The sequence below is a fragment of the Paraburkholderia caffeinilytica genome (genome assembly GCF_046030355.1).
Classification (GTDB): Bacteria; Pseudomonadota; Gammaproteobacteria; order Burkholderiales; family Burkholderiaceae; genus Paraburkholderia; species Paraburkholderia caffeinilytica_B.
The window spans coordinates 14,071-33,160 of sequence record NZ_JAQQCQ010000044.1 but is presented as its reverse complement, the minus strand read 5'-3'; the positions used below and the strand labels follow the sequence as shown (position 1 = coordinate 33,160).

16 protein-coding genes are annotated in these 19,090 nt (G+C 63.6%); 5 read left to right on the top strand and 11 right to left on the bottom strand.

Features of this window, described 5'->3' with window-relative positions; genetic code table 11:
- Window positions 1-75: 75 nt before the first annotated feature.
- Both PQQ95_RS36015 and PQQ95_RS36010 read right to left on the bottom strand, forming a co-directional pair.
- A complete protein-coding gene (locus tag PQQ95_RS36015; RefSeq protein WP_408447024.1) occupies window positions 76-1,215 on the bottom strand; it encodes an acyl-CoA dehydrogenase family protein in 1,140 nt (379 codons plus the stop codon).
- Window positions 1,208-2,476, bottom strand: a complete 1,269-nt coding sequence (locus PQQ95_RS36010) for a CaiB/BaiF CoA transferase family protein (protein ID WP_408447021.1) — start codon at window positions 2,474-2,476, stop codon at window positions 1,208-1,210. The genes PQQ95_RS36015 and PQQ95_RS36010 overlap by 8 nt, the downstream gene beginning before the upstream one ends.
- A gap of 93 nt (window positions 2,477-2,569) precedes the next feature.
- Here PQQ95_RS36010 and PQQ95_RS36005 point away from each other — a divergent pair, with 93 nt between their 5' ends.
- From PQQ95_RS36005 to PQQ95_RS35995, 3 genes are all read left to right on the top strand, one after another.
- Window positions 2,570-3,493 carry a LysR family transcriptional regulator gene (locus PQQ95_RS36005; RefSeq protein WP_408447018.1) on the top strand — a complete coding sequence of 308 codons (924 nt, stop codon included), beginning with the start codon at window positions 2,570-2,572 and terminating at the stop codon, window positions 3,491-3,493.
- A gap of 194 nt (window positions 3,494-3,687) precedes the next feature.
- Window positions 3,688-4,650 carry a LysR substrate-binding domain-containing protein gene (locus PQQ95_RS36000; RefSeq protein ID WP_408447015.1) on the top strand — a complete coding sequence of 321 codons (963 nt, stop codon included), beginning with the start codon at window positions 3,688-3,690 and terminating at the stop codon, window positions 4,648-4,650.
- 109 nt (window positions 4,651-4,759) lie between these two features.
- Window positions 4,760-6,010 (top strand): MFS transporter, encoded by a 1,251-nt coding sequence (locus PQQ95_RS35995; RefSeq protein WP_408447013.1) that lies wholly within the window; start codon window positions 4,760-4,762, stop codon window positions 6,008-6,010.
- A 98-nt stretch (window positions 6,011-6,108) separates the two neighbouring features.
- On the opposite strand, the gene PQQ95_RS35990 is transcribed toward PQQ95_RS35995, so the two are convergent.
- On the bottom strand, window positions 6,109-6,714 hold the full coding sequence (locus PQQ95_RS35990; protein ID WP_408447026.1) for a peroxidase-related enzyme: 606 nt from the start codon (window positions 6,712-6,714) through the stop codon (window positions 6,109-6,111).
- A 377-nt stretch (window positions 6,715-7,091) separates the two neighbouring features.
- Between PQQ95_RS35990 and PQQ95_RS35985 the strand changes: the two genes are divergently transcribed.
- On the top strand, window positions 7,092-8,111 hold the full coding sequence (locus PQQ95_RS35985) for a VTT domain-containing protein (RefSeq protein ID WP_408447010.1): 1,020 nt from the start codon (window positions 7,092-7,094) through the stop codon (window positions 8,109-8,111).
- 81 nt (window positions 8,112-8,192) lie between these two features.
- Here the strand turns inward: PQQ95_RS35985 and PQQ95_RS35980 are convergent, their stop codons facing one another.
- The 8 genes from PQQ95_RS35980 to PQQ95_RS35945 form a co-directional block, all read right to left on the bottom strand.
- A complete protein-coding gene (locus tag PQQ95_RS35980; protein WP_408447007.1) occupies window positions 8,193-10,493 on the bottom strand; it encodes a TonB-dependent receptor in 2,301 nt (766 codons plus the stop codon).
- 257 nt (window positions 10,494-10,750) lie between these two features.
- Entirely contained in the window at window positions 10,751-12,052 is a 1,302-nt protein-coding gene (locus tag PQQ95_RS35975; RefSeq protein WP_408447005.1) for an MFS transporter, read from the bottom strand.
- Window positions 11,983-13,068 (bottom strand): ABC transporter substrate-binding protein, encoded by a 1,086-nt coding sequence (locus tag PQQ95_RS35970; RefSeq protein WP_408447003.1) that lies wholly within the window; start codon window positions 13,066-13,068, stop codon window positions 11,983-11,985. The genes PQQ95_RS35975 and PQQ95_RS35970 overlap by 70 nt, the downstream gene beginning before the upstream one ends.
- 46 nt (window positions 13,069-13,114) lie before the next feature.
- Entirely contained in the window at window positions 13,115-13,525 is a 411-nt protein-coding gene (locus PQQ95_RS35965) for an ExbD/TolR family protein (protein WP_408447000.1), read from the bottom strand.
- Window positions 13,525-14,232, bottom strand: a complete 708-nt coding sequence (locus PQQ95_RS35960) for a MotA/TolQ/ExbB proton channel family protein (RefSeq protein WP_408446997.1) — start codon at window positions 14,230-14,232, stop codon at window positions 13,525-13,527. The genes PQQ95_RS35965 and PQQ95_RS35960 overlap by 1 nt, the downstream gene beginning before the upstream one ends.
- A gap of 107 nt (window positions 14,233-14,339) precedes the next feature.
- Window positions 14,340-15,167: an energy transducer TonB gene (locus tag PQQ95_RS35955; protein WP_408446995.1), complete on the bottom strand. Its 828-nt coding sequence runs from the start codon at window positions 15,165-15,167 to the stop codon at window positions 14,340-14,342.
- 45 nt (window positions 15,168-15,212) lie between these two features.
- On the bottom strand, window positions 15,213-16,298 hold the full coding sequence (locus PQQ95_RS35950) for an ABC transporter substrate-binding protein (RefSeq protein ID WP_408446992.1): 1,086 nt from the start codon (window positions 16,296-16,298) through the stop codon (window positions 15,213-15,215).
- A 66-nt stretch (window positions 16,299-16,364) separates the two neighbouring features.
- Window positions 16,365-17,546 (bottom strand): LLM class flavin-dependent oxidoreductase, encoded by a 1,182-nt coding sequence (locus tag PQQ95_RS35945; RefSeq protein WP_408446989.1) that lies wholly within the window; start codon window positions 17,544-17,546, stop codon window positions 16,365-16,367.
- Window positions 17,547-18,001: 455 nt separating this feature from the next.
- Here PQQ95_RS35945 and PQQ95_RS35940 point away from each other — a divergent pair, with 455 nt between their 5' ends.
- Window positions 18,002-19,078 (top strand): ABC transporter substrate-binding protein, encoded by a 1,077-nt coding sequence (locus PQQ95_RS35940; RefSeq protein WP_408446987.1) that lies wholly within the window; start codon window positions 18,002-18,004, stop codon window positions 19,076-19,078.
- The last annotated feature ends 12 nt before the right edge of the window (window positions 19,079-19,090 follow it).

The window sequence follows — 19,090 nt, the reverse complement described above, 5'->3', positions numbered from 1 at the left end:
CACATTCGCATCCACGACACGCTTGACCGCCACCAATACCTTCATATCGCTCTCCTCTCGCAATCATTCCGTCGATCAGGCCAGTACCATCCGCGCAATCACGGTGCGCTGGATCTCCGACGATCCCTCATAGATGCGCAAAATTCTCGCGTCGCGCACCAGCCGCTCGAGTGGCATCTCGCGTGTGAAGCCATAGCCGCCATGAATCTGCAACGCGGTGTCGGTGATAAAGCCGACCGTTTCAGATGCGTACAGCTTCGCCATTGACGCGTAATCGGTAAACGGTTCGCCTGCCGCCCGCCGCACGGCCGCCTGCAAAGTCAGAAGCCACGACGCTTCGAGCCGGGTTTTCATATCAGCGAACATCCATTGCAGACCTTGCTTGCGTGAAAGCGGCTCGCCCCCTACCTGACGCTGTTTGGCCCACTCCACCGCGCTCGCGAGCGCCGCCTCGGCAATCCCGAGACTAGTCGCGGCAACATCGAGACGGCTGTTGTCGAGCACCTTCATCGCAGTACGAAAACCGGTGCCTTCCGGCCCGACGCAATTCGCGGCCGGCACGAAACAGTCGAAGGCAATCTCGTGCGCCGGCGCGCCGCGAATTCCCATCAGCTTTTCGGCGGGCGCGACATCCACACCCGGGCTGTGCCGGTCGACCACGAACGCGCTGATGCCCCTTGCGCCCGCATCCGGATCGGTCTTCGCGTAGACGACGATGAAGTCAGCCGCATCCGCGTTCGAAATGAAGTGCTTGACGCCACGAATCCGGTAGCCGTCGCCTTCGGGCGTCGCGCGGGTCGCCATATCGGCCGGATTCGACCCGGCGCGCGGTTCGGTCAGCGCGAACGCGCCGAGCTTTTTACCCGCGGCGGCTTCCGGCAAATAGCGGTCGCGCAAACTGTCGTTGCCGCCGATCAGAATCGAATCGGTCGCGAGATAGTGCGCGCCGATCATCGACGAGGTCGACGCGCAGGCTTTCGCGATCTCGACCAATGAGAGGATGATCGCCACCGGCGATGCACCGATGCCACCCCATCGCTCGGGCAGGTTCATGCCCATCACGCCGAGCTCAGCGAGCTGTGCGACGTAACGCGTCGTGGGAATTTCGTCGCGGTCCACGTCGGCTGCACGCGGCGCCAACTCGCTTTGCGCGAAGCGTTCAATCGCGTCGGCGATTTCAAGGTCGTTCTGTTCGACGCCGAGTCGTTTAAGCATGGTCGGTCTCCGTGTTCGATACATTGGGAAGTGGGGATTGCGCGCGGTCGGCCGGTGCACGGCCGAGCGCGCCTTGCATGCGCAGTTCGGCGATGCGCGCGGCGTCGAGGCCGAGCGCGTGCAATATCTCGGTGGTGTGCTCGCCCAGTTGCGGTGCGACGCTGACGCGGTTCGCGCCATACGCGGAAAACTTGACGGGTTGCGACGGCAGACGTTGCGCACGGCCTTCGCGGCTTGCGCTGCCTGGCACCTCTGTGAGCAAGCTGCGAACCGCCGCCTGCTCGCTCTCGAGCGCTTGCTGCACGTTACGAATGGGGGCGACCGGAACGCCGGCGGCGCCGAGAATGCGATTTACCTCCGCCACCGAACGTTGCGACGACCACGCCTCGATACACGCGCGCAATTCCGCTTCATGCAGGCAGCGCGACGCATCGCTCGCATAGCGCGGATCGCTGGCAAGCTGCGGCTCGCCGATCGCATTCGAAAAGGTGTCGAACAGCTTGTTGTTCAACACGGCGACTACGTAGCAACCATCCTCCGCGCGATAAGCGCCGAACGGCGCCGAAGAAGGATGGCGATTGCCCACGCGCTGCGGCGCAACACCAGTCGCGGCAAAGCGTGCCACCAGCGTGGCCGAAAGGCTCAAGGTCGCGTCGAACATCGAGACGTCGACATGCGTGCCCTTGCCCGTCTTCTCGCGCGACAACAGCGCGGCGAGCACGCCCCAGGACGCGAACAGACCGCTCACCACATCCGAAACCGATTCGCCGATCAGTGTCGGCGAGCCGTCTGGCGAACCCGTTGCGTCCATCAGCCCGCACATCGCCTGCAAAATGATGTCGTACGCCGGACGGTGTGATTCGGGACCGGTTTGCCCGAACCCCGATACGCTCGCATAGACGAGCGCCGGATTGCGCTCGCTGAGTTGCGCGTACCCGATTCCCAGCTTATCGGCCACGCCCGGCCGGAAATTCTCGATCACCGCGTCGGCGCTAGCACATAGCGTCTGCGCCAGTTCACGGCCCGCAGCGCTTTTCAGGTCGATCACCATGCTGCGCTTGTTGCGGTTCATCGCTGCGAACAGCCCGCTCTCGCCGTCGGCGAACGGACCCACCGCGCGGTAGTCGTCGCCGCCCGGCGGCTCGATCTTGATGATGTCGGCGCCCAGATCGCCTAGCAGCGCGGTGCAGAACGGCCCGGCCAGCACACGCGAGAAATCGACGATACGCAAGCCGGCAAGCGGCAAGTCGGGAAAGGTCACGGCGAACTCCAGTGAGAAACGATGCCCCGATTCTCGACACCCTGACCTATCAAGTAAAATATCGGAATAAATTAGCAGCTATAGGATTTCCTAATGCGTATCTCACTGCGGCTGTTGCGCTATTTCTCGGCTGCGGCGGAAACCGGCAGCACAACGGCCGCGGCCCGGCAGTTGAATGTCTCGCAGCCATCCATCTCCGTCGCCATCCGCGAACTCGAAGCGCTGTTCGAAGAAACGCTGTTCGCACGCGATGCCGGCTCGAAAATGACGTTGACACGGTTCGGCGTGCGCAAGCTCGCGGAGGCGCGTCAACTGCTGACCGCAGCCAACGCGTTCGAGGCGGACGACAGTGGCGACGCCGCATCGGGTGAAGTGCATATCGGCGTATTCAGTACGCTGGCGCCGGTCTATTTGCCCGTTCTGCTGCGCATTGCGCGCACCCGCTTTCCCAACCTGTCGGTGCGGTTTGTCGAAGGGAACCTGGTTGAGCTCGAAGAATGGCTGCACAGCAGCCGCATCGAACTGGCGCTGACTTACGACGTAGGCTTGCCCGCCGAGCTCGAACTCGAACATCTGGCTTCGTTGCGCCCGTACGGCCTCGTGCCGGCCGATTCGAAACTCGCCAAAGGGCGCGGCAGCATTTCGCTTTACGAACTGGCCAAAGAACCCCTGATCCTGATCGACCTTCCGCATAGCCGCGAATTTCTGATGGCGCCGTTCTGGCAATGTGGACTTACGCCGGAAGTCCGTTATCGGGCGACCTCGATCGAACTGGTGCGAAGCATGGTTGCCAACGGTCTGGGCGTCGCGCTGCTGATTACGCAAAGCCCGGCGGCCGCAGCGATCGCCGCAGTCGCCGAACGGCCGATCCGCGAAGAGACCATCCGGCAGCCGCTCGTCATCGCGCGTTCCACGCGCGCGTCGCGCACGCGCGCCTCTGAACTGGTCGCCGAATGCATCCGCGATGCGGTACGCGAAGCGACGGCCGGGCGCGGCCGGAAGCGGAAAACGGATTAATGGGTGATCTCACACTGCCGCTGCCAGCTACAAGAACACTGACCGTTGGCGGACGAGATCCGGACAACGCACCGACCACGCATGCACACCAATCGAAACCGCATTGCAAGGTATCCTTTCCCGAAACAGCAGGCGCGCGCCGGCGCGCCACTGCACCGTCATGGCGCCCGCCGCGCCGCCCTTGAGGATGCACCATGCCGCTTCGTCTGCCACCGCTGCCCGCGCTTCGTTTTTTCGAAGCCGCCGGCAGGCATCAGAGTTTCAAGCTTGCCGCCGCGGAACTCAACGTCACGCCGAGCGCGATTAGCCACGGTATCGTCGGTCTCGAGCAATCGCTCGGCGTCGAACTGTTCGTACGCGAGCCGCGTGGAATTTCGCTTACGGCAGCGGGCGCCGATTATCTGTCGTACGTATCCGAAGCGTTTTCGCTGATCGCGATCGGCACACAGCGCCTGCCGAACCACCGCGCAAATCGTCCGATTGCGCTGAGTTGCGCCCCCACGCTCGCCTCGCGCTGGCTGCTGCCGCGCCTCGCCGCCTTTCGCGCGCGCTGGCCGAATGCGAACGTCACCGTCGATACGTCACACCGCCAGGTTGGCTTTCCCGTCGATGGTTTCGATTTCGCCATTCGGCTGAGCCGCGCCCCGGTTGCGGGGACCGCGTGGACGCGTTTGTTCGGCGAACGGCTGGTGCCGGTGTGCAGCCCTGCCTACCTGGTCGACCTGCGCGACGCGCACGGTAACATCGATCTGCGCCACGCGACGCTCATTCACGTGAACTCGGCAAGCGAGGACTGGCAGGCGTGGTTCGACGGGGCCGCCTTAGACGGGGTGGTGCTGGACGGTACTGACTTGAACGATGGATTGCGCGTCGACACGATCCAGCTTGCTTTCGAAGCCGCGAGCATGGGCCTCGGCGTCGCGCTCGGCAGACGGCCACTGGTGGACCGTGATCTCGCGAGCGGCGCGCTCGTAGAAGCGTGTCCCCAAACGATCATCTCTTCCACCGCGTATTGGCTGGTGAGCGCACATAACACCGATAGCGTGGAAAATCGCCCGGAACTGCTCGATTTCAAGCAGTGGCTGCTCAGCGAGGCTGAGCCGTTCGTCAATCCATCCGATACCGCCGACGCAGAATCGCGCCGCGCGAGCCACTGAATCCCGCATTCCCTCTCGACAGGTGAATCCCGCTCACCTGTCGTCAAAATCTTTTCCTTTGCCGCTTCTGACGCTCGCTGCGACCATCGTGTCCAAGGAGATCAGAACCATGTCCACCACCCATAGCAAACGCCTCGCCTTGCCGTTCAGCCGGACGACGCTCGTGATCATCGCCGGCGCGCTGATTCTGAGCGCCGCCATGGGCATCCGGCAGACCTTCGGCCTCTTCATCGGTCCGTTCTCGTTCGACCGCGGGCTGCCCGTCACGCTGATCGCTTTCGCCATCGCGTTGCACAACCTGGTGTGGGGATTCGCTCAACCGTTCGCGGGCGCGGCCGCGGACCGCTATGGCTCGGCGCCGGTGGTCGCGTTCGGCGCGACGATCTTCGCCGCGGGCCTGGGCGTCGCGGCGGTCGCGCCCTCGGGCCCGATGCTGATTGTCGGGATGGGTCTGCTGGTCGGCATCGGCGTGAGCTGCACGACGTTCGGCGTGGTGTTGCCGGCGATCGGCCGCGTCGCATCGCCGGAAAAACGCAGTATGGCGATGGGTCTCGTCAGCGCAGGCGGCTCGGCAGGACAGGTGCTGATGATCCCGCTCGTGCAGAGCATTCGACTCAGCTCGGGCATCGCCACATCCCTCTTCGTGCTGGCCTTCGTCATGCTGCTGATCGCGCCGCTCGGCATCGTGCTCGACCGCCGCGCGAGTGTCGGCATGCAGGTCCAGGAGCCGCCTGCCGCGCCGCTTCGCAAGGTCGTCGGCCAGGCGGTCAGGCATCGCGGCTACCGGCTCCTGACGCTCGGCTTCTTCACCTGCGGATTTCAACTTGCGTTCATCGCGACTCATCTGCCCGAGTATCTGACGCTCTGTCATATGCCTGTCGGACTGGGCGCAACGGCCCTCGCACTGATCGGCCTGTTCAACATGGCGGGCAGTTGGGGATGTGGCTGGCTGGGCGGCCGGTTCCGGCAGCACCACGTGCTCGGCTGGCTTTACCTCATTCGAAGCGTGACGATCGGCGCCTTCTTTCTGCTGCCGAAAACCTCCGCGTCGGTCATTGTCTTCGCGGCCGTGATGGGGCTGACCTGGCTCGGGACCGTGCCGCTGACGAGCGGACTCGTGGCAAAAGTGTTCGGCACGCGGCACCTCGGCAGCCTCTTTGGCGTGTGCTTTCTGAGCCATCAGATCGGCTCGTTTCTTGGCGCATGGCTAGGCGGCCTGGTATTCGATCTGACCGGGTCATATTCGTTGCTGTGGGAGACCACGGTCGCCGCCGGACTCATCGCCGCGATGCTGCACTTCCCGATCGACGACAAGGCCGTCAGCACGCCCGCCATTCGATCCGGGCTGGCGGATGCGTGAGGGTTCGGGTGCCAAGCGGACCTGCGTGAGCAGGTCTCCGCGCGCATTGCGTGCAGCGAGTCCGCAGGCGGCTGCTTCGATGCCTCGATGCTCCGATGCTATTTTTTCGGCGTGTCCGCCGCCGCTTTCGGCACGCGCCCCATCAGATAAAACTCCTCGTTCGGGCGCATTGAAATAACGTTGGCCATCCGGTTCGATAAACCGAAAAATGCGGTGATGGCAGCAATATCCCACACGTCTTCAACCGAAAAGCCGTGCTCACGCAGCGTCTGAAAATCGGCATCGTCGACGCTGCCGGATTCGCGGCAAACCTTCAGCGCGAAGTCGAGCATCGCCTTCTGGCGCGCCGTGATATCCGCCTTGCGATGGTTGACGGCCACCTGATCCGCAAGCAACGGCGCCTTTTCGTAGATGCGCAGAATCGCTCCGTGCGCGACCACGCAATACAGGCACTGATTCGCCGCGCTCGTCGCGACGACGATCATCTCGCGCTCGCCCTTGGTGAGACCGCCTTCTTTCAGCATCAATGCGTCGTGGTACGCAAAAAACGCGCGGAATTCATCGGGCCGGTGCGCCAGCGTCAGGAATACGTTCGGGACAAAGCCGGCTTTCTCCTGCACTTCGAGGATGCGGGCGCGGATGTCATCCGGCCACTCGCTGGGCTCAGGCACGGGGTAGCGGCTGATCGGCTGAAGGTTGGCCATGCTGTGTCTCCGTCGTATCTGTATGTACACGACGATTGTAGCCAATTTCGACTCGCGGCCGTCCGGCCGATCTAGCGCTTTGCTCCGCGCCAGCCCGCGACAGGGGCAGGCCAGACAGAGGCGCCATCGCCCAGTCAATCGCCCCTTCCCCTTGAATTTTTGCGGGTATTCAGCCCGCCCTGCAGCGCTCTTACGCCAACCTGTGCTTAAATCGGCAGTTCGCGCTGCTGCGCTCGTGCCGGCGGCAGAGCGCGCCGCGTAGTCGCCTATCCGGCAGGAATCGGCCATCCATAGCGTGCTCGCAACGCGCGCCGACTGAGTGCGGACCCGGCGCCGACTGTTTCAGATCCCTTCATCGCATCAAGAGGAGCGTGGTTGTGTGGCATTTTCCGGTTGCTATTCCCCCCTCGCTAGGTGTGTGGGCCGTGTTCATGAGCGTGCTCGTCACGCAACTCGGCCTGCCGGTTCCAGCGGCGCCGATGCTGATTCTCGGCGGAACCATGGCCGCCATGGGACAAACCTCTTACGCCAGCGTCATTGGGGCCGCCGTCTGCGCAACGCTGCTGGCGGATTCGCTCTGGTTCTTCACCGGACGGGCATACGGCCGGCGACTGTTGAATCAGCTGGTGACCTTCTCACTCTCGCTCGACACCACCGTGCGTGTCACACGCAATACCTATGAACGGTACGGCGCGCCGATTCTCACCGTCGCCAAGTTCCTGCCGGGCCTCGGTCTGATCTCGGCGCCGCTGCTCGGCACCACGCCGATCAACGTCGGCGTGTTTCTGCTGTGGGATCTGGTCGGCGCGGTGCTGTGGGCCAGCGTGTGGGTGATCGGCGGCGCGGCGCTTCACGATCAGATCGTGCAACTCGTTCTACTCGTGCGCCATTACGGCGGCACGATTTTCGACGCATTCGCGGCGATCTTCGTTGCCGTGCTCCTCTATCGCTGCGTGCGCCGCTGGCAATTTCGCCGCTGGCTCGCGCATATACGCATTTCGCCGGAACAACTCGACGAACTGATGAAGTCCAATGAGCCACCGCTGATTCTCGACGCCCGGCCGCACAGCATACGTGCGAAAGAATCGCACCGGATCGCGGGCGCGCAGTTGCTCGATCTCGACTCGCCCGAGCCCCTGCATCCCGAGTTGCTGAAGCGGCCTATCGTCGTCTACTGCGTGTGTCCTAACGAAGCGACGGCCAAGCGGATCGTCAATCAGCTGCATCGGAAGAATATCCATCACGTCCGTGCGCTCAAGGGCGGCCTCGACGCCTGGGAAAAACGCGGCTATCCCGTGGAGCCGCTGCCACCCGACTTCGAGACGGCGATGGCTCATATGGCGGAAGACGAGGGCAACGAGGGCGAATACACCGTGCGGGCGCGCCTGGCGAAATGACGATGAGCGCCCTCTCCTGACGAGAATAACGAAGCGTGCCGCCGCGGGTTCGCCCGGGCTGCACGCCACATTCATGCCCGATCAGATCTTCGCAGTAAACGTCAATCCAAAGACTCGCGGGTCGCCATACAGGACCGGATACGCGCCATAAGACGGCAACAGCTCCAGCTTTTTATAGACCTTGTTGGTCAGGTTCGTCACGTAGCCGGTCAGAATGTATTTCTGATTCGACGATACGTACGATACGTGCGCGTTCATCACCGTATAGCCCGCCTGCCACAACTGCGGCATCTTTTGACGCGTCGCGCTGAAATACTCGGTGCTGCGATAGTTGATATCGCCGCCCACGGCAATCGAGCCCACCGGCAGCGGCACGCGGTATTCGCCACCCACATCGATCGTGGTGTGCGGCGAGCGTGCGAACGAATTGCCCACTGCGGTCGGCACATTGGCAAACTCGGTAAAACGCGTGTTCAGCAATCCGAGGTTGGCGAACAGATAGAGGCTGTTGAGCGGTTGTGCCTTCAATTCAAGCTCGAAACCGTCGGCGCGTCCCTGCCCCGCATTCGACAGTGTCGACACCGGTGCGCCGCCTAACGGATTGGGCGCGAGAGCGAATACCTGAATGTCCCGATAGTCGTAGTGGAAAACGCTCGCATTGGCAGTCAGGCGCTTGTCGAACCATTCGCTCTTAATGCCGGCCTCGTAGTCGGTCAGATACTCGGGCATCACTGTCGACACGGTGCTCTGCGTGTACGCGCTGCCGTTGTAGCCACCCGAACGGAAGCCGCGCGCATAACGGATATAAGCCCGCACGTTGCTGCTGATCGCGTATTCGGGCGTCAGATCCCACGTCGGCGCGCGCCACGTGTTGGTCTGGTTCTGCCGCGCGCTTACCGCGAGCGGCGACGTGATCGATGACGGGTCCCACCAGTTGCTCACATCGCTAAACGAAACGGGACCGCTATTCTGCAGGCCGGTCAGATTGATCGTCTTGCGTTCGATCGTATAGCGCAGGCCGCCGGTCAGGTTGAAGCGATCGGTAAAGCGATACTTGACGCTGCCGAACACCGCGGCGCTCTGCGTGTGCTGAGTCAGTTCGGTCAGGTTGTAGTAGGTGGACGACGGGGCGCCCGGCGCATCCGGCAAACCACCGCCGGCCCCCTCTTCGCTCAGTTCCTCAGTGAAGAAGTGCGCCCCCGCAATCCAGCTCAACCGGTCGCTCTGCGGCGACTCGAGACGAAACTCCTGCGAAAACTGGTGCGATGCAAGCGTATCGTGCGTACGCGCCGCATCGTAAGGCGAGTAGTCTTCATCGTCCTGATACCAGCGGTTCAGACCTTCCAGCGCGGTAATCGAGGTCAGCGTCAAGGCGCTGTTGATATGCCAATGCGCCGTCAGCGAGCCGCCATAAGACGCAATATGATCGCTCGACGGTGCATTCAACGAAACCGTTTGCGGATCGCTCGACCCGACGAAGCCAAACTGGTTCGAACCATCCGCACCCGCCCCTTGTGCGTGCCATGGGTCGCCGCCGCCCGTGTAATTGCGGCCGTGGATGTTCAGCAGGAAGTCTGAATTCGAGGTCGGCACCGCGAGTACCTGGAAGCGCACCGCGTTATCGTGGAAGCCGCCGAAGCGGCCATCCGCGACGGTATTGGTGTAAAAACTGTCGCCGTTCTCGTGATACACGGAAATGCGCGCCGCCAGCACGTCGTTGCTGCCGATCGGACCGCCAATCGCGGCTTCGGCAAGCCGGCTGTTGTACTGGCCGAAGCCGACCTTGCCGTAACCGTCCACGTCGAAGGTCGGCTTCTTCGAGTTCAGGCTGACCGCGCCGCCGATCGTATTCTTGCCCCACAGCGTGCCCTGCGGACCGCGCAGCACCTGGATATTGTCGAGGTCGAAGAGCGGGAAGCCCTGGCCGAACACACTGTTGATATACACGTCGTCGAAGTAGACGCCGATCGGACTCAGCGACAGATCCGACGGATCGTTGCTGCCGACGCCGCGCAGAAACCAGCGGGGCCGTTCGCGTCCTTCGGTGGACTGCGCCGTGAAGTTCGGCACGTATTTCGTGATGTCGTTGACGACGCGCAGTTCGTTGTTCTTGATGCTGTCGCCGCTCAATGCAGTGACGGCAACCGGTACTTCCTGAATGCTTTCCTTGCGTCGGCGCGCGGTGACAGTGACCGTTCCCAGATTCGTGACGGTGGTGGCATTGCCGGCGCCCTTCGCTTTCGGCTTCGCCTGCACTGCCGTACCGGCCGCTTCGGCCGCAGCATCGGACGCCGCGCTATCCGCAGCCCATGCCGGCGCCATCAGCACGCCACCAGCGAGCACTCCCCCGAGCGCAACGACGAGTGTTTTTCTCTTGAACATTGACTTCGCTATCCTTATTCAATTGTTGTTTGATTGCGCCCGCAACTGGGTTTTCACCTTCACGCGCGAGCGATGCGGCACGCATGGTGTTCTCTAATGCAAGTCGGATGCCAGGCGAAGAAGCCCTTTGCACAAGGGTTCGAAGAAAGGAGAGAGGCCGGGTTGCTGCTAGCGCACCGGCCGGATGGTGTTGAGGTGTTGCCTGTGCAACACCTCAACACATCGGCTGCTTCTATCCGGCTGCGGCGTGAAAAACGTCAGACAGGTTCGCCGGACCTAGGCGCGGCATGTCGTGCCGCGTGTCCGGCGTGAGCCAACCGCAGTCGCCACAGCGCGAATGAAGCCATGCCGACCAGTGGCAACCACCAGAGAAACGTCGCCTGCAGCCCGACATAGCGGCTCAACGCACCCCCGCCCATCGCGCCGCAAAACGAGCCGCCCATTGAAGCGAGGTTATAGAGGCCTGAGATGGTGTTTTTGTCGGCGGAGTGGGTGCCGAGTTGCGTCATATTGATCAGATGCAACAGCGACGAGCCAATGCCCAGCATGACGACGCCGGCCATCAGGATAGCGAAGCTATGCCCAAGACCGAATGCCGTGAGGCCACCAACCGCGCAGGCGAGACTGATCGCATAGCAACTCGCATGCGAAAGCCGCCGCACCAGATGACCGAAGGCGAACAACGCAATGACAGCCACCACGCCCTGCATCATCAGCAGTTGCACCGCCTGCGTCTGCGGCAGTCCGAGTGTCTTGATCGCGAGTACGACGATAAACGTGCTGGCCAACGATTTGGTCGCGCTGCTGAACACTTCGACGACGAGGCTCTCGCGAATATCGGCAAAGCCGATCAACGTACGTAAGTGCAGCAGGCCGGCGCGCCAGTCAGTAGCCTGACTCGCGGCAGCGGGCGAAGCATCGTCGAGCACCGTTCGGCTGAACAGGGCCATGGCGGCGAAGCACAAACCAGCGGCCGCGAATGTCGCCGCATAACCCTGCGCGCCGATCAGCCACGTCGCGAGCCAGGGTCCCAGCATGCCCATGCCGACCGACATCGCCGCGCGATACCAGCCGGCGCGCGCGAAGCCGATACGCTTGAGTTGCGCGAGAAACGCGCCGTTCATCGACACAATGCGAAACGGAATGCACAAACCGATCAGCCATTGCGTCAATGCGATCGCATACCAGACGCCGGTCCACGGCAGCACGAAATTGAGCAGCATCGGCCCGGCACTGGCAATGAAATACACCCGGCGCGCGCCGTAACGCGCGACCAGAAAACCGGCCGGCAACGTCATGAACACCATGCCGAGCGATTCCATCGACGAAATCACGCCGATCTGCGCCGTGCTCGCGCCGAGTTTCAATGCGTAGAACGTGGTGGCGAGTTGCGCCATGCTGATGGTCGTGCCGCTCGCCAGCGCCAGCAGCATGAAATGGCTGACGAAGCGCTCGCGCGCCCACACGCGCGCGAGCGGCGCTAACGCGCTCACCGGTTGACGCGCGAAGGCGCAGCCGGATGACGATGCGATTGCGCGAGCGCGCGTGGATCGATCCATGCATGAATATCGAAGTCCGCCGGCAGAAAGCCCCATTCCACCAGGAAGGCTTTGAAATCGTCGAGCGCGGTGATCGACGTATCGTCGAGATCGGTACGCAAGCGCTGATGCACGTCGTCGCCGTAAGCGAGACGCAGCCAGTCGTCGCCCGAACCCGTTTCGCGGCCCAGATAGCCGAGCACTTCCTGCTTATGCTCGCGCGCCCAGCCGTCCACGTCGATCACGCGCGCGAGAAAGCGGCTGACGATATCCGGATAGTTCTCGAGAGTGGCCGCATTGACCGTCAACGGCCGTGGCGAGCCGTTGTTGATACGAACCTTCGGCTCGGGATGAAAGCCGATGTCGACGACGATCCGCGCGCCGATCAGGTAAGCGCTCTCCAGGCCGAGCGAACCCTTGACGTAGATCGCATCGACTTCACCACGCACCAGCGCCGCGATTTCCGCCGAATAAAGACGGCGGCTGCTGACGCTGCCAGGATTGCTGAACGACGCCGTGGGCAACGCACCGCCGTCCGCAGGCTCGCGCACGTTGGCCGCTGCGACGTCGACCAGTTCGACATCGCGCACGGACAAGCCCTCAAGACCCAGCACGCTGACAAAACCGCGCAACGCCGCCGCGCGGAAAATATCGATCTTTTCGCCCGCGCGCTTCGGCAACCCGATGCGGCGCCCGCGCAAGTCTTTCGCCGTGTGGATGCCGGAGCCAGGCAGCGCGACGATCGCCTGCGCTTCATCCACCCATGTCAGCGCGATCACCCGGGTATCGGCCCCAGCCGAGCGCGCCCACAATGCCGGGATACTGCCGCCCTGGCGAAATGAATTGTCCAGCGTATGATCGACATGCGAAGCGCGCTGCGCCGCATGTTGCGTTTCCTGCAACGAGCGCACGGTAATGCCGTCGCGTGCGAATTCGTCGTCGAGCCAGCCGAGATGCGCAGCGATGCCGAGCGGTGTCGGCACCGGGCAACGCGTGTACCAGATCGACTGGATGTTGTCTGAAACCGAAGTGCTCATGGATTGTTCCGGTAAGGAATTGCGGGTCTGCCGTGATGAACAGTGGCTAGCCGTTATTGGCCGTCAGTACCGACAGCCTGCTGATGCCGGCATGCTCGATCGCGGCCATCAGTTTGGCCACGGTGCCGTACGGCACGCCTTCGTCGGCCTGCAGATTGAGCGCAACGTCCGGATTGTTCGCCTTGAGCGCCGACAGCTCCGCACCGATCAGGCGCAGATCGGTGGGCCGCTTGTCGAGGTACACCACGCCCTTCGCGTCCACACTGACGGTCACAGACGGTTTCTGCTCGGCCGGCGCGGTAGCGACCGTTTTGGGCAGATTCACATGCACCGCGTTGTTGAGCAGCGGCGCGGTGACGATGAACGCAACCAGCAGCACCAGCATCACGTCGACGAGCGGCGTGATGTTGATTTCGCTCAGCACGTCATCGTTATCGGAAGAGGATGAGAAGGCCATTATGCGAACGCCTCGTTGACGGTCTTCAGGCTCGGCTGTGCGCGCGTCGCCGCGCCCTGCACGCGGAATCCGGCCTTCTGCGCGAGCGTCACGAAATCGGTTGCGAAGCCGTCGAGATCGGCAGAGGCCGCTTTGACCCGGCGGACGAAGAAGTTGTAGGCGAGCACCGCCGGCACCGCGACCGCGATACCGATGCCGGTCGCTGCCAAGGCTTCGCCAATCGGCCCGGCCACCACGTCGATGCTGGCCGACGCGCTGTGCGTAATCGCCGTCAGTGCGTGAATGATGCCGAACACGGTGCCGAACAGGCCGACAAACGGCGCGGTGCTGCCGATCGAGGCAAGCACGGCAAGACCGGCTTCGAGGCGGCGGCGCTCGTTCTGGATCTGCTGGCGCAGATGACGCTCCAGCAGATCGTGGCGGCTCCAGCTATGTTCGAGATCCTGACCATTGCCTTCGTCGGCACGTTGCAGGGTTTCGAAGCCGGTCGCGGCAACGCGGCCCACCGGACTCACGCCCGGTTCCAGCGCGGCCGCCGCGTGGAAACTGCTGGCCGCCCAGAACTGCTTCGCAAAGCGCCGGCTCTGCACGCTCGCGCGCACGCTTTGCACGGCCTTGACGAGAATGAGCGTCCACGTCACTACCGAGAAAATCCCCAGTAGCCAGAGTGCGCCCTGCACGATGAAAGTCGTTGAGATGCCATTCATGATGATCGATTCCTTTGGTTCAAAACTCACTTCGAAATTGGCTTCGAAATTCAGATTCGGTGTTGAAGAGCAAGCATGCGATTCGCCCGGCACACGGGTAGCACGCATCAGCCCAGCTTGAAGTCGATCGGCACGTTGACCCAGCCGTCGACCGCTTCGTCGCCCCGTTTGGCCGGCACGAAGCTCCAGCGCCGGACCGCGGCCAGCGCGGCGGCGTCGAGCATCTTGCGGCCGCTGCTGGTGCTGATGTCGACCGAGTCAGGCTTGCCGTTCGCCAGCACGTGCACGCGCAGCAGCACGCGCCCTTCCCATCCCTGGTCCTGCGCGGCCGGCGGATAGTCGGGCGCCGGGTTGTGCAGATACGCGGCGTTGCCGATTGGCGCGGTTTCAGCCACCGGCGCCGACGGCGCAGCGGGCGCGGGTGCGGCAGGCGCCGGGATGTGCGCGACAGCGGTGTCAGCCGGCGTCGCCGCTTGCGCGGGCGGTGTGGCGAGCGGCGTGAGTGCAGGCAGCGGTTTCGGTGCCGGCGCTCGCGTCAGCGGGCGTGGCGGCTGGGGTGGTTGCTTGACCGGCTGCGGCACGGGCGGCGGCACCTGCTTCGCCTGCGGCAACGGCACCGGCGGCCGCGTCAGCTCGACCGTCATCGGCAAGGGTTTGGGTGGCACGACGGGCACCGGCGGCGCCACATGTCCGTGCCTCGCCACCAGCACGAATCCCGCGTGCAACGCCAGGATCAGCAACGCGGCTACGCCTATCTCGCCCCATGCCTTGCGCGTCGCCCGGGACTCATGTTCCGTAACGGGCGCGCGCTGCGTCAGCGGCGGCGGCAATGGCACAAACGCAGGCACGTTCGAACGGCGCACCACCGGGCTGTTCCGTCGCGCGGCATGGCGCCGCGCAGGCGTGCCCGAACCCTCCATGGTCAGAATCGTCACACTCCACTCCTTACTGATTTGCACGCGGCAAGAGGACACACCACACTAGGCGACCCATGCGCGGCGATACTTCGACACGTCGGTGTATGGCTGCGGCTCGATCCATGCGCGCGCATCGAAGTCGTGCTCGAGAAAGCCCCACTCGAACAGAAAGTCCTTGAACGCCACGAGACCGTCGATCGAGGTCTGCGCGAGATTGGTTTCCAGATGCCGATGCACTTCGCTGCCATACGCATAGCGCACCCACTCGTCGGACGAACGGGTCTCGCGGCCGATGTAGGCCACCGTCTCGGCCGGATGCCGGGTCGCCCAATCGCCGGCCGCCACCACCACCGACACGAACCGGCTGACCAGATCGGGCCGCTCGTCGATGAGCGCCTGATCCACGGTCAACGTGCGCGGTGTGCCGTTGCCGATGCGCACCAGCGGATCGGGATGCGCGCCCAGATCGATCACCACGTGAGCGTCGATCAGATGCACGGTTTCCAGTCCGGCCACACCCTTCACGAAAATCGCATCGACCTCGCCGCGCACCAGCGCCGCCACTTCGAGACCGTACTCATGCGGGCCGCGAAACGGCGATCCGTTGCCGGGCGCCTGCCCAAGCTTGCCGATCGCAATCCGCGCTTGCGCGGTGTCGCGCGTCGGCTCGGGCAGATCGACCCACTGCGCGTCGCTATGCCCGAAGCCTTCGAGTTCGAGCGCGGTAAGAAAACCCTTGAGCGCCGCAGCCCGCCAGAAGTCGATACTGATTGCGTGCTGCGGCAGACCCAGACGCCGCCCACGCAGATCGCGCGAATGACGGATACCACTGCCTGGCAGCGTGACGATGGCCTGGAATTCATTGGTCCATGAGAGGCCGACCACCCGCGTCGCGGCCCCGCGCGAACGCGCCCACAGTGCCGGGATATTGCCGCCCTGGCGAAACGACGACGGCAGGCTGTGATCGAAATGCGACTCGCGTTTGGCAGGCTCGCGGGTCTCCTGCAGCGAATTCAGGGTGATGCCGTCCGGTCCGAACTCTTCATCGAACCAGCCGCGGTGAACCGCAATACCGAGCGCGGTCGGCACCGGACAGCGGGTGTACCACAATGCAGTGGACGTCGCGGCTTGCGCAACGGTTGTACTCATCGTTGAATTCCTTGGTTGTTGTTGTGCACAGGTGTGATTGCCGCTGCGTTAAGGATCGCCGTTGGCTCAGGCGAGCGCGACCCGCAACGCCGCCGCGGTCCTGCGCGCGTCGATCGCCCCCGCCACCAGCGGCAGGACCTCCTCGCCGACGCGGTACGCTTCTTCCAGATGCGGGTTGCTCGCCAGAATGAAGGTCGATACGCCGATGTCCACGTACTCGGCAAGCCGCTCCGCGACCTGCTCGTGGCTACCCACGATCACGCAACCCGGCCCGCCGCGAATCTTCGACATGCCGGCCCACAGGTTCGGCCCGACGATCAGATCGTCGAAATGCTGGGTGTTGCCCTGATGCAGCGCGAACTGCCGCTTCGCGCCGACCGACTCCGAATCGCCGACGCCAACCGTGCGTTTCGCACCGCCCAATTGCGTCGAGTCGCTGACCGTGGCGAACATCTGCCGCAATTCGGCCCACGCCTGCTCTTCCGTTTCGCGTGCGAGGATATCGATGCGCATGCCGAAGCGCAGATCGCGCTCGGCGTTTTGCGCGTCGAGGGCCTGACGCGCGCGGTCGATGACTTCCTTCTGTTTGGCAAGCGGCTCGCCCCAGCTCAGATGCACGTCGCCGTGTTTGGCGGCCACCGCCATCGCGGCGTCGCTGGCGCCGGCCAGATAGATACGCGGCACGGGCTGACTGGAGAGCGGCGCCACCAGGCCGCCTTCTTCGACCTGATAGAAGCGGCCCTTGTGCGTGTAAGGCTCACCGGCGGAATAGCCCTTCACGACGTCGAGGAATTCATCCGTGCGGGCATACCGGCTGTCGTGATCGATGAAGTCGCCATACGCGCGCTGGTCCGCTCCGCCGCCGCCCGTCACGATGTTCCATTCCACCCGGCCGCGGCTGATCCGTTGCAGGCTCGCCGCCATTTGCGCCGCATACGCCGGATGCATGAACCACGGCTGCATCGCGATCAATAAACGCAGATTGCGGGTCTCGCGCGCCAGCGCCGCGGCCACCACCCAAGGCTCCTCGGTAAAGCGGAAGATCGGAATCAACGCGCCGTGAAAACCGACCAGATCCGCGGCGCGCGCCACCTGGGACAGATAGTCGATGTAGCCGAAATCGTCGCTATCCGTTTTCGGCGCGACGCGCGAGGCCGTCTGGTTGTTCCACTCGCCACGGGTGTGCTGGTCGTGTGCGCGTCTGCCATCGCCGTGCATCGGCAAGCGCCACAGAAATTCGACAGCCATTGATCTGTTCTCCTTGGTGTTAGCGTCGGCCCGGCGACGCGTTTGACGCGTGCCGTAACCGGTTCGGGACCTCTCTAAGCACGGCCTGTGCCAATTGCAATTGACGAGCCTCCAGTCGGCACGCCATGCGCGATCGCCACGGGCGTTGCGGGTACGTCCGCTGCCCTCGATCCAGACGCGAGCCGCCCACGCGCGAGCTGCTGCATCAGCACCTCGCGTGTTGCTGGCGCAACACCGCTTCGGACAAGTGCTGCTGGAGCAACACTCGCCCGCACGTCCGTCACCCATGCGTGGGGCTTGCATCGGTATGCGCCGTCGAGCCGCATGCCCGCAAAAGGCTGCGTACGGCAATCCCATGCGCCTGGCCTGGAACTTGCATTTATTGGTCCGCGCCGCCGCAACCGCTTTCGCGCGCCAGCCGGCCGGCAGGACGAACTTCAATATGGAAAATTCACATGACAGACAGGCCCGATTCGTCATCGGACAAACAGCATCCCTTCTGGTACGCGCGCTCGCCGGTGCCGACGCCGCTCGGCATCGCCGTGCATCTCGGCTGGCTCAACGGCGAGTTGTCGGCCGACGGTGTCGCGATCCGCTCATTGCGCGACTCGGCCGGACACGACGCGTCGTCGATCAGCGATCACACGCTGGCGATGTCGTTTCGTCAGGGCGGCAGCATTCCGGCTATGCGGGCGCGCTCGCATCGGGCCGATACGCGCGTGATCGGTCTATCCTGGGTCGATGAATCGCAGTCGATCCTGACGCTGCCGGGCTCCGGCATTCAGTCGGTCAAGCAACTGCGCGGCCGGCGCATTGCGATTCCACGCCGTTCGACCGACCGCATCGATATCTTTCGCGCATCCGCGCTGCGCGGTTTCGTGAACGCTTTGAGTCTCGAAGGGATGACGACGCGCGATGTCGAGCTGGTCGACGTAGAAGCACGCACGCTCCAGGCAGTCGGCGACGATCCGGCGACGCAACTCTTCACCTTGCCGCTCGGCCTGTCGAGCCGCGCGCTATATGCCGCCGAAGCGAGCGCGTTGCTGCGCGGGACGGTGGATGCGATTTACGTGAAGGGGTCGGTCGGGCTGGAAGTGGCGCAACTGATTGGCGCGCAAGTCGTGATCGATATCGGCTTTCATCCGGAGCCGCATATCCGCAACAACAACGGCACGCCCCGTCCGCTCACGGTGAATGCGGAAGTGCTCGCCAATCATCCGGACATCGTCGCCGGCTTTCTGAAACTCGTGGTCGCGGCGGGCGACTGGGCGCGCACGCATCCCGACGAAACCGCGCAATACGTATCGCACGAAACCGCTTCGGCGATCGAGTGGGTGCATGCGGCCTATGGCGGCAACCTGCATCACCATCTCGGCGTGAACCTCGAAGCGGAATCGGTCGCCGCGCTCGACGACTTCAAGAACTTCCTGTTCGAGTGGGGCTTCCTCGAAGCCGACTTCGAGATCGCCGACTGGATCGACCCGCGTCCGATGGCCGATGCGCTGCATTCGACACTCAAGCGACGGGCGTAAAAGAACGCGCAA

What these genes read in the sequence shown, in the direction of transcription:
- PQQ95_RS36015 (WP_408447024.1), bottom strand. Translation starts at nt 1,215, where the DNA reads ATGCTTAAACGACTCGGCGTCGAACAGAACGACCTTGAAATCGCCGAC.
- PQQ95_RS36005 (WP_408447018.1), top strand. Translation starts at nt 2,570, where the DNA reads ATGCGTATCTCACTGCGGCTGTTGCGCTATTTCTCGGCTGCGGCGGAA.
- PQQ95_RS36000 (WP_408447015.1), top strand. Translation starts at nt 3,688, where the DNA reads ATGCCGCTTCGTCTGCCACCGCTGCCCGCGCTTCGTTTTTTCGAAGCC.
- PQQ95_RS35995 (WP_408447013.1), top strand. Translation starts at nt 4,760, where the DNA reads ATGTCCACCACCCATAGCAAACGCCTCGCCTTGCCGTTCAGCCGGACG.
- PQQ95_RS35990 (WP_408447026.1), bottom strand. Translation starts at nt 6,714, where the DNA reads ATGGCCAACCTTCAGCCGATCAGCCGCTACCCCGTGCCTGAGCCCAGC.
- PQQ95_RS35980 (WP_408447007.1), bottom strand. Translation starts at nt 10,493, where the DNA reads ATGTTCAAGAGAAAAACACTCGTCGTTGCGCTCGGGGGAGTGCTCGCT.
- PQQ95_RS35975 (WP_408447005.1), bottom strand. Translation starts at nt 12,052, where the DNA reads ATGGATCGATCCACGCGCGCTCGCGCAATCGCATCGTCATCCGGCTGC.
- PQQ95_RS35970 (WP_408447003.1), bottom strand. Translation starts at nt 13,068, where the DNA reads ATGAGCACTTCGGTTTCAGACAACATCCAGTCGATCTGGTACACGCGT.
- PQQ95_RS35965 (WP_408447000.1), bottom strand. Translation starts at nt 13,525, where the DNA reads ATGGCCTTCTCATCCTCTTCCGATAACGATGACGTGCTGAGCGAAATC.
- PQQ95_RS35960 (WP_408446997.1), bottom strand. Translation starts at nt 14,232, where the DNA reads ATGAATGGCATCTCAACGACTTTCATCGTGCAGGGCGCACTCTGGCTA.
- PQQ95_RS35950 (WP_408446992.1), bottom strand. Translation starts at nt 16,298, where the DNA reads ATGAGTACAACCGTTGCGCAAGCCGCGACGTCCACTGCATTGTGGTAC.
- PQQ95_RS35945 (WP_408446989.1), bottom strand. Translation starts at nt 17,546, where the DNA reads ATGGCTGTCGAATTTCTGTGGCGCTTGCCGATGCACGGCGATGGCAGA.
- PQQ95_RS35940 (WP_408446987.1), top strand. Translation starts at nt 18,002, where the DNA reads ATGACAGACAGGCCCGATTCGTCATCGGACAAACAGCATCCCTTCTGG.